The following is a 13,077-nucleotide window of genomic DNA, read 5'->3' on the forward strand; positions in this document are numbered from 1 at the left end:
GGGGGGGGGGGGGGGAGCCAGCCCGCGAGGGACGCCGCGAGCGGAGCGAGCGGCGAGGCTGGGGCTTTGGAGACACTCGCCGCGGTGGCGTCAGTCACTTATAAACAGCCGACAGCAACACCGCACTCTGGTTTATAAATAACCTCACTCACGACGTACTACACCTACTCCCGAAATCGCTCGTCGTTACGTCTGTACTGACCAGAACCCAATTCAATATCTCCGTTTCCGAGGATTTTAACAAAGCCAACTGATCAACGGCGAACACCACCGAAGCCCCAGCCGCGAGGACTCGCGCGGCTCGCTGCGCTCCTCGTCACTCGCTTCGCTCGTTCCTGCGGTGCTTACGTCGCCGTGCTTCGTCCTCGCGGCTGCCCCTTCGATTCCCACCCCGCCCCGCACAGCGACCGCAGCCTCACACCTCCCCAGCCTCGTCAGTCGCCTCCGCTTCGCTCCGGCGACTGACTCCCTCGCGCGTGCTCCTCGCGCCCGGTGTGCGCTCGGAGGCACGCGCCACCGCAGGTGATCCCGTCTCGCCGACCGCGTCTCCCCTTACTCCTCTTCTTCGAGGATCTCGCCCGCCTCGTCGCGTTCGGTCTCGTCGGTGTCGGCGCGCCGGCGCACGTCGACCCGGTAGTCGGTGAGGATATCGCGGCCGAGGAGGAGGGGGTACTCCATGTGCCCGCGGTCCTCGACGCTCGCGGTGACGGTGTGCTGGTTCCCGCCGATGCCGATGACGAGGTCGACGACGGGGCGGGCCTTCCCGCCCTTCATGCTCCCCGACTTGACGCGCGTCATGCTCTTGATCGGGCCGGCGCCGATCTCGGCCGCCAGCTGGGTGTCGATGCTCGTCCGGGTCGCGCCCGTGTCCGACTTCGCGAGCGCCTGCGTCGAGCCGGAGGTGCCGGTGACGACCACCTCCTCGATGTAGCCGATGTCGGGCTGCTCGGTCGAGCTCGGTTTCGGCGCCGGTGCGCAGGAGGGCCGCGAGTCGTCGAGACTGGCGGCGACGCGCTCGACCGCGTCGTCGTCCACCTCGCCGCCGACCGTCTCGATCGCGAGCCTCGCGATGTGCGGGGCGGGGCTCGTGCCGGTCGCCTCGAAGAGGCCCTTGAAGCCGGCGGTCGGGTTCACTTCGAGGACGTACCAGCCGTCGTACCCCTCGACGAGGTCGACGCCGGCGTAGTCGAGCCCCATCACCTCGGCCGCGTAGAGGGCGGTGTCGGCGGCCTCCTGGGGCATGTCGTCCGTCGCGTCCTCGACAGCGCCGCCGAGCGCGACGTTCGTGCGCCAGTCGCCCTCCGGCGCGTAGCGGTACATCGAGCCGACGATCTCGTCGCCGACGACGTACACCCGCAGGTCGCGGTGCTTCTCGTCGTCGCGGTCGATCAGCTGCTGGAGGAACGCCTGCCGGTTCCCCACCTTCGGGTTCACCCGCTCCGTGAGGTCGACCTTCCACGTCCCGCCGCCGTGGGTCCCGATCGCGGTCTTGTACACGCCCACGTCGCCGAACCGCTCGCGCCCCTCGTTGAGGCGGTCGTTCGACAGCGCCAGCAGCGCGTCCGGCACGCGGATGTTCCAGTCCGCGAGCGTCGCGGCCGTCGCGAACTTGTGGATCGACGCGAGGACGGCATCCGGCTCGTTCAGCATCGGCCGGATGCGCTCGAACGTCGTCGCCAGCCCCAGTAGCTCCGCGGGCTGGTCGGTGTTCGACAAGAGGAGGCGGTTCGCGATCACGTCGACCGCGGGCTCGACGGAGACGTCGCCGTCCTCGACGCTGACCGCGGCGTTCTCCTCCCGGAGCCACACCGGCTCGTGGCCGAGGTCCTCAACCGCGTTGCAGATCGCCTTCGTCTCCTTGCTGTTGTGTAGCGACAGCACTCCCACCCGAACCGAGTCCGAACTCATACGTCTCCCTGCGGGGGCCGAGGTAAAAGGAACGCCGATCGATTCAGCCCGGCGGGACGTCCGATCGCCCGGTCGCCATATATATACCCGGCCCCGCGCTCCGCTTTGGCATGAGCGACGACCGGGCGTTCACGTACAACGGCGGGGCGGTGCCGCCCGGCGACACGCAGAACATCCGTTACGGGATCAGCGAGACGTACCTCGGCGACCCGGTGCGGATCCCGGTCACCATCGTCAACGGCGAGCGCGACGGCCCCACCGCGTTCCTCACCGCGGCCGCCCACGGCGACGAGCTCAACGGGATCGAAGTCGTCCGCGAGGTGGCTCACGAGTGGGACCTCTCGGAGCTCGCGGGCACGCTGGTCTGTCTCCCCGTCCTCAACGTCCCCGGCTTCCTCGCCCAACAGCGGTACCTCCCGGTGTACGACCGCGACCTGAACCGGTCGTTCCCCGGGAAGCAGGGATCGACCAGCTCGAAGCGGATGGCCCACCGCATCTACGAGAACTTCATCGCGCCCTGCGATTTCGGGCTCGACTTCCACACCTCCACCCGCGGCCGGACGAACATGCTCCACGTCCGCGCGGACATGACCGACGAGGCGGTCCACCGCCTCGCGATGGCGTTCGGCTCGAAGGTGATCATCGACAGCGACGGCCCGGGCGGCACCCTCCGCGGCGAGGCGACCGCCGACGGCATCCCCACGATCACGATCGAGATGGGCGAGGCCCACCGGTTCCAGCGCCCGCTGATCGACGACGCGCTCGCCGGCGTCCGCTCCGTCTTCGCGGAGTACGAACTCTTAGAGACCGACACGGTTCGCTGGCCCGGCTGGCGCACAATCGTCGCCGGCGCGGGCGAGAAGACGTGGCTGCGCGCCGACTCCGGCGGCATCGTCGACACCCACTTCGAGAGCGGGTCGCTCGTCCGCGAGGGCGAGCGCATCGCGACGATCACCAACCCGTTCAAGGAGGACGCGGTCGCGGTCGAGGCCCCCTTCACCGGCCTCCTCATCGGCCTGTTGGAGAACCCCGTCGTCTACCCCGGCAACCCCCTCTGTCACCTCGTCGAGATCGGCGAGTCGACCCGCCGGGCGATCGAGGCCGGCGACGCGCCGAAGCCCGTCGGCCAGCCGGCGTCGACGGTCAGAGAATAGGACTCCCCGTTACTCTCCGGCCAGCCGGCGTCGACGGTCAGGGAATAGGACTCCCCGTTACTCTCCGGCCAGCCGTCCTCGAAGCCCGACCGCGGCGCCGGCGACGACCGCGAGGAAGCCGACGAGGAACGCGACCGGCTGGAGGAAGACCCGCTGCGCGACGACGGCCCCCGGTTCCCGCTCGACGGTTCGGGTCCAGAACTCGTACCGCTCGCCGTCGCGCTCGACGATCAGCAGCCCGTCCCCGAGCGTCGGCTCCGTCGGGTACGACAGCGAGTCGACGCGCTCGTCGGGGTCCTCGACGCCGAATCCGCCTTCCGGCGCGTCGCGGGCGCGGTCGAACGCCGCCCGCGCGTCGGGCGCGAGGTCGGCGTACGCGACGACCGCGTCCGAGGCGTTAGTGTCGTTCTCCGCGTCGGACCCGTTTGCCGCGCCGGTCGCCGGCGACTCGATGCCGGCGACCGACCCCTCGCCCACCGGCTGAACGGTGTGCGTGTAGGCGGGGTTCGGCTCGCCGACCGAGACGGGGAGGAACAGGGGGTTCGCCATCAGGAGGACGCCGAGCGCGACGAGCCCGACGGCCGCGAGCGGGGTGCGCATGGGTCGGGGTTTGTCGGGCCGGGAGTTGAGCCTTTCCGACTCGACATGGATTTATAAATCGAATCGTCGGTTTCCGCTGACCATTTATAAACGAACGGCGCCTCCGCGGTGAGTTCTTCCAACGTCTTGGGCGTTTGCTTATAAACTGGTATTGGCGGACCGGTGGCGGACACCTCCAAAGCCCCAGTCACGAGGGCGGCGCACGCTCGTTGCGCTCCTCGTCGCTCGTTTCACTCGCTCCTGCGGTGCTTACGTCGCCTGCGCCGCCCTCGTGACTGCCCCTTTGAGTCCCGCCCCATACCGCACGGCAACCGCACCTCACACCTCCCCAGCCTCGTCGGCGGTCCTTCGCTTCGCTCCGGACCGCCGACTCCCTCGCGCCCGCTGGGCGCTCGGAGGCGCGCGCCACCGCAGTTCGTTTATAAATAATCGTCGCCGTCGCTCCTGGTTGTTTAAATACTGTATCGCATCCGGCCGTGGCTCACGCACCCCTGCTGTTCCTCTATCGCCCGATCGTCCCCTGCCGCGTCACGGGCGCGTCGGGGTCGATGAGGAAGGCGACGACGGTCGCGCCCTCGTCCCCAGCGCTCACGGTCGGCGGGGCGCCGTCGCCGGTCCACAAGACGCTCTCCGTCTCGTCGAGCGTGGTGTCGCCGACGTCGACGGCGCCCTCGAAGACGTACACGTAGGCGTCGCGGCCCTCGATCTCGGGGAGCGTCGCGCCCGCATCCGCGTCGAGGCGGACGTCGTAGCAGTCGACCGCGTTGCGCACAGTGAACGGGTGGTCTGCGCCCGCCGGCGCGAACATGCGGCGCCACTCGTTCGGCTCGGGGTCCGGCAGCGGCCCGTGCTGGATCCCGGGCTCTAAGCCGAGCTCCTGCGGCCGGACGAAGATCTGGAGCATCCGGAGCGGCGGGTCGTCGGCGAGCGTCTCCTCGGCGTGCCAGAACCCGGACCCGGCGTTCATCACGAGCAGGTGTTCCGAGTCGGTGACCAGCTCGTTGCCCTCGCGGTCGTCGTGGCGCATCACGCCCGCGGGCACCCACGAGACGATCTCCTCGTCGCGGTGCTGGTGCATCCGGATCAGCGTGCCGGGGTCCATGAACGACTCGACGACCGTCGAGAGGGGTCCGTAGCCGTGGTCGTCGTGGTCCGGGAGATTCCGCCCGGGGAAGTTGAACCGCGTGCGGAACTTCCCCTGATTTTGAAAGACCTCGGAGCGGGGCGCCGGGTGGAGGCCGCGGTCGGCGGCGGTGGTGGAGTCCATTACCAACTGGTAAAATCTCTGCGGTGAAAAGCCGTCCGGTGGGGGCGACGCGCTCTTTTGTCCCGCGCCCCGCGTTCCGGTATCGTGCCGACCGTCCTCTCGGAGCTCGACCGCCGCAAGCGCGACGACCGCCCCGACGAGACGTTCTACGCCGAGCCGCGGTTCGTCACCCACGCGGACGACGCGTTCCTCGCGCAGCTGACCGAGCTGTACGCCTCGGTGACCGAGCCCGGCGACCGCGTCCTCGACGCGATGAGCAGCTGGGTGTCGCACCTACCCGACGTCGAATACGCCCGCGTCGTCGGCCACGGGCTCAACGAGGCCGAGCTGGCCGCCAACGACCGTCTCGACGAGTTCGTCGTCAGCGACCTCAACGCCGACCAGTCGCTGCCGTTCGACGACGGCTCGTTCGACGTCGTCTGCTGTGCGCTGTCGGTCCAGTACCTCCAGTACCCCGGCCCCGTGTTCGCGGAGTTCGCCCGCGTCCTCGCCCCCGGCGGCACGATCGTCGTGAGCTTCTCGAACCGCATGTTCCCGACGAAGGCCGTCCGCGCGTGGCGGGCCGCCACGATGGCCGAGCGGGCTGACCTCGTTGAGCGGTACCTCGACGCGGGCGGCTTCGAGGTCGCCGACCGGATCGCCGAGCGGCCGGGCGAGGACCCGTTCCACGCCGTGGTGGGAAGGCTCCCCTGAGGCCGCGTCGCGTCGCCGCCGGGGCCGCTGTCGGGCTCTGGTCGCTCGCGGACAGCCGGGGCGACGCGGTGAGAAGGTCGGTAGGCCGGGCCGCCCCGCTCAGTCCGCGGCGGCCGGCTCGGTCGTCTCCAGCCCCGACCCGCTCGGCGGGCGGAGGACGAAGGTCGCCAGCCCCGCCGCGACCGCGAGTGCGCCGCCGAGGACGAAGGTGGCGTTCCACCCCGTCGACGCGACGAGGTAGCCGGCGACGACGCCGGAGAAGACGCCGCCGCCGACCTTCGCGGTGTACAGGACCGCGTAGTTGCCGGAGGAGTTGGCGGCGCCGTAGTAGTCGGCCAGCATCGACGGGAAGAACACGTACAGCGGCGAGGAGAAGAACATCGCCCCGAGGACGAACGCGACGAAGACGGCCCCGTTGCCCGCCTCCCCGGCGGCGACGAGTCCGATCCGGAACAGTCCGGCCAGCAGGAACGACCCGGCCATCACGCGCTTGCGGTCGAATCGGTCGGTCGCCTCGCCGAGGATCAGCCGCGAGACCCCCGCGGCGACGGGCAGCAGGGTCGCGGAGAGCGTGGCGATCAACGCCGCGAGCCCGAAGTTCTCCGCGAACCGGACCACGTTCGCGATGACGAGGAGGTCGGCGCTCGCCATCGCGATGAACATCGCGTACAGCAGCCAGAACTGCCACGTCGAGAGCATCTCGCGCGTCGAGTAGTTCCGACCGCGGATCGACGCCGCGAGGTCCTCGTCGCCGTTACCGCCGTCGCCGCCACTGCCGTCACTGCCGCCGTCACCGCCCTCGTCGTCGCCGTTTTTCCGGTCTAGCCAGTCCTTCGGGGGATCTCGGAGGAGGAACGAGCCGACGAGCGTGACGACTAAGATTCCGATCCCGATGTTGCGGAGCACGTCGCTGTACGCCGACACGGTCGCGTTCGCCTGGACGTACGGGACGACGAGGGCGCTCCCGGCGGCGAACGCCATCGTCCCGACGCCGGTCGTCAGTCCCGTCCGGTCCGGGAACCACTTGACCGCGGTGTTGACCGCGACCGTGTAGACGATGCCGACACCGACCGCGCCCAGCGAGTACAACAGGTACAGCTGCCAGAGGCTCGTCGCGTACGCGAGGCCGATGTATCCGCCGCCGGCGAGGATCGCGGCGAGGAACGTGAGCGCGCCCGGCCCCCGGCTGTCGCGCCACTTGCCCGCGGGGAACTGCGAGAGCGACTGGAACACCACGTAAAACGAGAACACGGCGCCAAGCGCCGGCAGCGCGATGTCGAGCCCCTCGGAGAGCTCCGGCGAGATGGACGACCAGACGTACTGGTACGGGCTCACCGCGGCCATCATCCCGGCCGCGGCGGCGATCTGCCACCACCGCGAGAAGCCGAGCGTGTCGGCGGCGCGCGCGGCGTAGTCGATTCCGCCGGCCGACCCGCCCTCGTCGGTCTCTCCCGTCGGTCCGTCATCGCTCGTCTCGTCAGTCTCAGCGGCCGAGGCGTCCGATTCGTCGTTACCCATCGTTGTTCGTCGACCGCGTGGTAGTGTTCGGTGTCATGTCGTGTGCCTCGATCGCAGTGCGGGGCCGGTCCGTCGCGCCGCTCGCGCTCGTACCGGTACTGTTCGGACTGATCGATTAAAACGCGTCGTTGGGGTCGTACTTGCCTCGTCGATCCGCGGCCGAAATGCTCCCGACGGCCGGCGACGCGCAGAGCGCGTCGAGGTCCGCCGCGGCGCGTCTCTACCGGGGGCAGATCCGGCCTGCGCCCCTCGTCGTACTCACTCTCGTGACCGGGGCAGAACAGGCGCAGCCGACCGTGTGTCGTCTATACTTCCATCACGGCTCTTGAGCCGGCATCGAGTCGCTGATTCTGATGCCCTGCGCGGTAACTCTCGTCGCGACGGCAGATGGAACCGACCACACCGTCTCGGTGGGTACCGTCACCCCATCGATCGCGAGACAGACGAGCTTCCCTCGTCCTCGCCGCGCCGCAATCACGAATTCAAAGAGACGCGACCGGTCGTCGGTCGCCGTCACGTGGATCGTTGAGAGCCCGTTCGCACTCTCCCACGTCGTCGTGTCGGCGACGCTGAGGTCGCCTGCTGGGGTGACAGTAGTCGAGCCGCAGGCTGGACAGAACCCTTCGTGCGGGGCCGTTCCGAGGTACCCGTAATCGGTTTCGCACGCAAAGCAGTGTTCCATGGTCCCCGACTAGTACCGATCCACGATCGTCTCTGCGATGTGTGCCCGACCGGAACATGCTGGACAGGCAACTACGTCACCACCGTCTAACCCGAACACGGTCACAAACTGCTGTGAGACGTGTGTTCCGCAGTGGGCGCACTCCGGCATCGAATTACCCCAGCGAGCCCTCCATCTCGAGTTCGACGAGCCGATTGAGCTCAACGGCGTACTCGATCGGCAGCTCCTCCGTGATCGGCTCGATGAAGCCCGAGACGATCATCTGCTTGGCGTCGTCGTCGTCGAGACCGCGCGACTGGAGGTAGAAGATGTCCTCGTCGCCGATCTTGCCGACGGTCGCCTCGTGGGCGACGTCGACCTTCGACTCGTTGATCTCCATGTACGGCATCGTGTCCGATGTCGACTCGTTGTCGAACATCAGCGCGTCGCACTCGACGGCCGTCGAGGAGTTCTCCGCGCCGTCGGCGATGTGGACGAGGCCGCGGTAGTTGGTGCGGCCGCCGTCCTTCGCGATCGACTTCGACTCGACGGTGGACTTCGTGTTCGGCGCGTTGTGGTACACCTTCGCGCCGGTGTCGATGTCCTGGCCCTCGCCCGCGAAGGCGATGGTGATGTGGTTGTCGGAGGCGCCGCGGCCCTTCAGGATCGTCGAGGGGTACAGCATCGTCGCCTTCGACCCCATCGAGCCGGAGATCCACTCCATGCGCCCGCCCTTCTCGGCGATGGCGCGCTTGGTGTTGAGGTTGTACGTGTTCTTCGACCAGTTCTGGACGGTCGAGTACTGGACGTGAGCGTCCTCGCCGACGAACACCTCGACGCCGCCACAGTGAAGATTGAACTTCGAGTACTTCGGGGCCGAACAGCCCTCGATGTAGTGGACTTCCGAGCCTTCCTCGGCGATGATGAGCGTGTGCTCGAACTGGCCCATCCCCTCGGAATTCATCCGGAAGTACGCCTGCACCGGCATGTCGACGGTGGTGTTCTCCGGGACGTAGACGAACGAGCCGCCCGACCAGATGGCGCCGTGGAGCGCCGCGAACTTGTTGTCGCTCGGGGGGACGCAGTTCGTCATGAAGTGCTCGCGGACGAGCTCCTCGTGTTCCTGGACGGCCTCATCCATGTTACAGAAGATGACGCCCTTTTCCTCCCAGCGCTCCTGCATGTTCTGGTAGACGACTTCCGACTCGTACTGGGCGCCGACGCCCGAGAGCGCGTTCTTCTCTGCCTCCGGGATGCCCAGCTTGTCGAACGTGTCCTTGATATCGTCCGGGAGCTCGGTCCAGTCGTCGACGCCGGCACGAACGTCGACGTCCGGCCGAATGTAGGGAATGATCTCGTCGACATCGACCTCCGAGAGGTCCGGCTGGCCGGGCCAGTCGGTCGGCATCGGCATCTCCTGGAACTGCTCGAGCGCGCGCAGGCGGCGCTCCAGCATCCACTCCGGTTCGTCTTTGTCCTCCGAGATGACGCGGACCGTCTCCTCGGTGAGACCCTTCTCGCTTTTGAACGCGGATTTCTCTTCCTTCTTGAACTCGAATCGGGCCTCGGTGTTCGTCTCCTTGAGATCGTCTTGTTTTGAACTCATCAAAGTATTCTTCAGAGACTACGAATATAAGTGTGGTGCGCTAAAACACACATTTGTAACCTATATAGGTTTCTTTAACGAAAGAGAATAACTTTACGAGGTTTAATTTGGTTTCTCTAATCAATAGAATTTACTATGTGGCGAGAGGGCTACTCCATACGAACGGGATCACCGTCACTCGGTAGCGAGAACGACTCGACAGCACGCGATCGCCGCTTCGATGTGACGGTCGGCGACGGCGTCGTCCGTTTCGTCGGCCGACTCGAGCAGTGTGGCAACCTGGCGAACCCGTTTCCGTCTGGTTTGCGCGTCAAGATCGTCACTGGTGGCATCGCGGGCGACGGCTTCGGCCTCTCCGAGCCATCGGTTCGTCGCTGGCGGTACCGGGCGATCTGCGGTCGCAATTAAGTGGGTCGCCAGCGCGTCGACCGCGGCCCGCGGCTCGGTTGGGACGTCGAATTCGTCGGTCATGGTTAGTGTATTGGCACCCACTGTGAAGAACTGGTGCGCCAAGCCACACTCGGGGTACTCGCGAACGACTCCAGCCGAGAACGACTCCTCGTTAGCCAGTGGCACCGTCAACCGAACCGAGCGGCCAGCAGTCACCGCCGCGGCGGCACGCTCCTCGATCGGTCTCGGGCCGAAGCGTCCGATAGTTTCTCGAATTCGCCGTTCAGCTGAATGGACGTTTATGAAGAAATAGCAAGAATCAATGATGGAATATTGTAATATATTCTGGATTACGGCCGTATAGATAATGATAATCGTCTATACTGTCAAAAACCGTTAAATGGCGTCCGCTCGAAGGGTGAGGCGAACACACCTGCCCTCCGCAAACGGGCGAGGCCTCCCACACATGTCCGCCGAAATCGACACCGACTCCACCGACGCCACCGATGCTGCCGACGCCGCCGATCCGACCGCGACCGCAGGGCCCGATGGTTCAACCGCGGCTGCGGAGCCCGCAGAGAGCGCCGCCTCGGACGGCGACCGCGTCGGCTCCGTCTTCGATCGCGTGCTCGTCGTCACCGGCGACGACGAGGCCGGCCGCGCCGCGGTCGACGCGGGACTGGACGTCGCCGCCGCCTACGGCGCGACGGTCGACGCGCTGTACGTCGTCGACACTGCCGAGGGCTGGGACATGGTCGTCGAGCGACGCGAGCGCACCGGCGAGGCGCTCGTCGAGGACGCCGCGGCCCGGGGCGAGGCGGTCGGCGTCGACGTGGCGGAGCGGTTCCGGTACGGCACGCCCCACGAGGAGGTGCTCGACTTCGCCGACGTCCACGACGTGGACCTGATCGTGGTCGGCTCGGCCCGCCGCACGGGCCTCGACCGGCTCGTCCACCCCGAGACGGTTCCCACCCGAGTCCAGCGGGGCGCGTCCGCGCCCGTGCTGGTCGTCGGCGCCGACGACTGACGGCCTTTCACTCGCCGCCACGCGCGTCGCCAGCGGCCGCGAGACGACCGGTTAAGTGGGTCGAACCCCAACGATCGGTGTGACTGACGTAGGCATCGTCGGCGCGGGCGCGGGGGCGGCCGCGGCGGCGTTCGTGGTCGACGGCACCGTACCCGACGCGGACGTGACCGTGCTGGAGAAGTCCGGGGGGCTCTGCGGGCGCGCGGCGACCCGCCGCCACGACGACCTCACGTACGATTACGGGGCGAACTACCTGAAGAGCGACGACGACCGCGTCGTCGAACTGATCACCGAGACGCTCGACGACGAGGGGCTCGTCGACGTGACCGAGCCGGTGTACACCTTCGAGGCCGACGAGGAGGTGTCCCCCGGCCGCGACGCGGACGAGCACAAGTGGAGCTATCGGCGGGGGCTCACCCAGATCGCCAAGCGCCTGTTCGGCCGCACCGACGCGACCGTCCACCGCCGGACCCGGGTCGAGACGGTGCGAAGAGTTGAGGCCGCGGGCGGAGCGAGCGACGACGCTCGCTGGGAGCTCGACGACGCCGACGGCGAGACCCACGGCCCGTTCGACGTGTTACTTTTAAACCCGCCGGCGCCGCAGACGGCCGAGCTGCTCCGGACCGCCGAGTGGGACGACCCGCTCCGCGAGACGCTCGTCGAGGCGGTCGGCGCGGTCGAGTACCGCAGCGTCTGGACCGCGGTCCTCCGCTACCCGTTCGCGCTCGACGTCCCCTACTACGCGCTCGTCAACACGGACAAGGAGCACCCGGTCGGCTGGATCTCCCGCGAGGAGTGTAAGGCCGGACACGTCCCGGACGGCGAGACGCTGCTCGTCGTCCAGGCGAACGCCGAGTGGTCGGCGGCGCACTACGACGACGACCCGGCCGAGAACGTCGCCGCGCTCGCCGACCACGCCGCCGAGATCGTCGGCGACGAGCGCTTAGCCGACCCCGACTGGACCGACCATCAGGGGTGGCGCTACGCGCAGCCGGAGGGCGGCGTCGACCGCGGGCCCGTCGACTCGGCGCGCGACGCGGGGCTGTACCTGCTCGGCGACTGGGTCGCGGGCGAGGGGCGGCTCCACGCCGCGATCGCGAACGGGCTCGACGTCGGCGAGCGCGTCGCGTACGGGATTTAGGGAGAGTCGGAGCCGGGAGGGTCAGGACGGCGCCGCGATCGACCGCGGCGTCACTGTAGGGTGACGGAATTTTTCGAAAAACGGTTCGACGGCGTTTCAGTCGTGTGGTCGCGCGGTCGTACGGTCGCGTCAGTTCGTCGTGATCCGGTACTCCACGGTCCCCAGACCGGGGAGCGTGAGCGTCCGGACGCGACCGCTACGGCGGCGCAGGGTCCGCAGGACGGACCGCGACAGGACGGCGAGCGCGACGGTGCCGGTCAACAGCGCGACGGTCGCGACGGGGTACGCGAGCGCGACGAACGGTGCGAGGACGAGCGCGAGGAACGCGAGCGTCCCCAGCGGCGAGCGACTGCCCGGCGGCGACTCGGAGCCGATCGGCCGGTGCGCCTCCGCCGAGGTGATGGAACCTTGGTACATATCTCACCGTACACGCTCCGCCGACTAAAACCTTTCACTTCTCGTATAGGTTTTGAGAAACGGTACCACGGAACATGCGAGTAAAACATCTGAAACGGTTGTTCATGCGGTGTAAACTGTACCATGGTATTCATTAGTTCACCTCTCAGAAATCTGTGAGGTGAACTCGGTGACGGCGGCGAACCCCCGGTCGCGGGGAGTCGGCCGCCGCGGACCGCGCTCGTGGTCTGGGAGTCGAATCCACCTATCGGGGGAGCGATGGGAGACTTTTCGGGCCGCGACTCGGCGGTGCTTTTATTTCGCTTCGACTGTTCTCGTAGATACGGACAGAGACACACAATGACACTCGACACTCCCACCACCGACCCAACGGTCGTCGTTTCGGCGCCGGAGCGCAGACGCGTGGTCGCCGGCCTCGCCGACGGCACCGTCGAGACGGTCGCGGATCTGCGCGTTCGCGGGCGGGCCGACGAGATCGCCGCCGAGCTCCGCGAGACGCACCTGCCGGCCTTAGAGGAGGCCGGCTACATCGAGTGGGACCGCGAGGCCGGCACCATCGAGCCCGGCCCCAACTTCGAGGAGGCCGCGGGCCACGTCGACGACCTCCCGATGCCGGACGCGGAGCCCTCCGACGACTGACCGGCGCGGTCGACTGACCGTCGCGGCCGGCCGAGCGCGCGGTGGCTCGGGGGCCG

The 13,077-nt window shown here is 67.8% G+C and carries 12 protein-coding genes; 5 read left to right on the forward strand and 7 right to left on the reverse strand.

From position 1 onward, the window contains the following. Positions 1-552: 552 nt before the first annotated feature. Positions 553-1,908 (reverse strand): RimK/LysX family protein, encoded by a 1,356-nt coding sequence (locus B378_RS0114205; RefSeq protein WP_017344430.1) that lies wholly within the window; start codon positions 1,906-1,908, stop codon positions 553-555. Between the two features lie 110 nt (positions 1,909-2,018). Between B378_RS0114205 and B378_RS0114210 the strand changes: the two genes are divergently transcribed. Then, positions 2,019-3,062, forward strand: coding sequence for a succinylglutamate desuccinylase/aspartoacylase family protein (locus B378_RS0114210; RefSeq protein ID WP_017344431.1), 1,044 nt, complete (start codon positions 2,019-2,021; stop codon positions 3,060-3,062). 57 nt (positions 3,063-3,119) lie between these two features. Here the strand turns inward: B378_RS0114210 and B378_RS0114215 are convergent, their stop codons facing one another. Together B378_RS0114215 and B378_RS0114220 are read right to left on the reverse strand one after the other, a co-directional pair. Continuing rightward, complete coding sequence (locus tag B378_RS0114215) at positions 3,120-3,662, reverse strand: hypothetical protein (protein WP_017344432.1); 543 nt, start codon at positions 3,660-3,662, stop codon at positions 3,120-3,122. A gap of 502 nt (positions 3,663-4,164) precedes the next feature. Next, the gene (locus B378_RS0114220; RefSeq protein WP_017344433.1) at positions 4,165-4,929 is read right to left on the reverse strand and encodes a pirin family protein; all 765 of its coding nucleotides are present in this window, start codon (positions 4,927-4,929) and stop codon (positions 4,165-4,167) included. 84 nt (positions 4,930-5,013) lie between these two features. Between B378_RS0114220 and B378_RS0114225 the strand changes: the two genes are divergently transcribed. Beyond that, complete coding sequence (locus B378_RS0114225; protein WP_017344434.1) at positions 5,014-5,622, forward strand: class I SAM-dependent methyltransferase; 609 nt, start codon at positions 5,014-5,016, stop codon at positions 5,620-5,622. A 99-nt stretch (positions 5,623-5,721) separates the two neighbouring features. Here the strand turns inward: B378_RS0114225 and B378_RS0114230 are convergent, their stop codons facing one another. The 3 genes from B378_RS0114230 to B378_RS0114245 all read right to left on the reverse strand — a co-directional run bounded on the left by B378_RS0114230 (position 5,722) and on the right by B378_RS0114245 (position 9,878). Beyond that, positions 5,722-7,140: an OFA family MFS transporter gene (locus B378_RS0114230; RefSeq protein ID WP_017344435.1), complete on the reverse strand. Its 1,419-nt coding sequence runs from the start codon at positions 7,138-7,140 to the stop codon at positions 5,722-5,724. A gap of 836 nt (positions 7,141-7,976) precedes the next feature. Further along, on the reverse strand, positions 7,977-9,407 hold the full coding sequence (gene sufB / locus B378_RS0114240; protein WP_017344437.1) for a Fe-S cluster assembly protein SufB: 1,431 nt from the start codon (positions 9,405-9,407) through the stop codon (positions 7,977-7,979). A 174-nt stretch (positions 9,408-9,581) separates the two neighbouring features. Next, the gene (locus B378_RS0114245) at positions 9,582-9,878 is read right to left on the reverse strand and encodes a hypothetical protein (protein ID WP_017344438.1); all 297 of its coding nucleotides are present in this window, start codon (positions 9,876-9,878) and stop codon (positions 9,582-9,584) included. Positions 9,879-10,263: 385 nt separating this feature from the next. On the opposite strand from B378_RS0114245, the gene B378_RS0114250 reads away from it, so the two are divergent. Continuing rightward, positions 10,264-10,824 (forward strand): universal stress protein, encoded by a 561-nt coding sequence (locus B378_RS0114250; RefSeq protein WP_017344439.1) that lies wholly within the window; start codon positions 10,264-10,266, stop codon positions 10,822-10,824. 79 nt (positions 10,825-10,903) lie between these two features. Then, complete coding sequence (locus B378_RS0114255; RefSeq protein ID WP_017344440.1) at positions 10,904-11,965, forward strand: NAD(P)/FAD-dependent oxidoreductase; 1,062 nt, start codon at positions 10,904-10,906, stop codon at positions 11,963-11,965. A gap of 129 nt (positions 11,966-12,094) precedes the next feature. Here the strand turns inward: B378_RS0114255 and B378_RS0114260 are convergent, their stop codons facing one another. Then, on the reverse strand, positions 12,095-12,382 hold the full coding sequence (locus B378_RS0114260; RefSeq protein ID WP_017344441.1) for a hypothetical protein: 288 nt from the start codon (positions 12,380-12,382) through the stop codon (positions 12,095-12,097). Positions 12,383-12,721: 339 nt separating this feature from the next. On the opposite strand from B378_RS0114260, the gene B378_RS0114265 reads away from it, so the two are divergent. Then, on the forward strand, positions 12,722-13,021 hold the full coding sequence (locus B378_RS0114265) for a hypothetical protein (protein WP_017344442.1): 300 nt from the start codon (positions 12,722-12,724) through the stop codon (positions 13,019-13,021). Positions 13,022-13,077 lie beyond the last annotated feature (56 nt).

Origin of the sequence: Halorubrum sp. T3, assembly GCF_000296615.1 — an archaeon.
GTDB lineage: Archaea > Halobacteriota > Halobacteria > Halobacteriales > Haloferacaceae > Halorubrum > Halorubrum ruber.

Bases quoted from the DNA above. Each gene is read 5' to 3' on its own strand.
- sufB (WP_017344437.1), bottom strand. From the start codon at position 9,407: ATGAGTTCAAAACAAGACGATCTCAAGGAGACGAACACCGAGGCCCGA.
- B378_RS0114250 (WP_017344439.1), top strand. From the start codon at position 10,264: ATGTCCGCCGAAATCGACACCGACTCCACCGACGCCACCGATGCTGCC.
- B378_RS0114205 (WP_017344430.1), bottom strand. From the start codon at position 1,908: ATGAGTTCGGACTCGGTTCGGGTGGGAGTGCTGTCGCTACACAACAGC.
- B378_RS0114245 (WP_017344438.1), bottom strand. From the start codon at position 9,878: ATGACCGACGAATTCGACGTCCCAACCGAGCCGCGGGCCGCGGTCGAC.
- B378_RS0114230 (WP_017344435.1), bottom strand. From the start codon at position 7,140: ATGGGTAACGACGAATCGGACGCCTCGGCCGCTGAGACTGACGAGACG.
- B378_RS0114265 (WP_017344442.1), top strand. From the start codon at position 12,722: ATGACACTCGACACTCCCACCACCGACCCAACGGTCGTCGTTTCGGCG.
- B378_RS0114260 (WP_017344441.1), bottom strand. From the start codon at position 12,382: ATGTACCAAGGTTCCATCACCTCGGCGGAGGCGCACCGGCCGATCGGC.
- B378_RS0114215 (WP_017344432.1), bottom strand. From the start codon at position 3,662: ATGCGCACCCCGCTCGCGGCCGTCGGGCTCGTCGCGCTCGGCGTCCTC.
- B378_RS0114220 (WP_017344433.1), bottom strand. From the start codon at position 4,929: ATGGACTCCACCACCGCCGCCGACCGCGGCCTCCACCCGGCGCCCCGC.
- B378_RS0114210 (WP_017344431.1), top strand. From the start codon at position 2,019: ATGAGCGACGACCGGGCGTTCACGTACAACGGCGGGGCGGTGCCGCCC.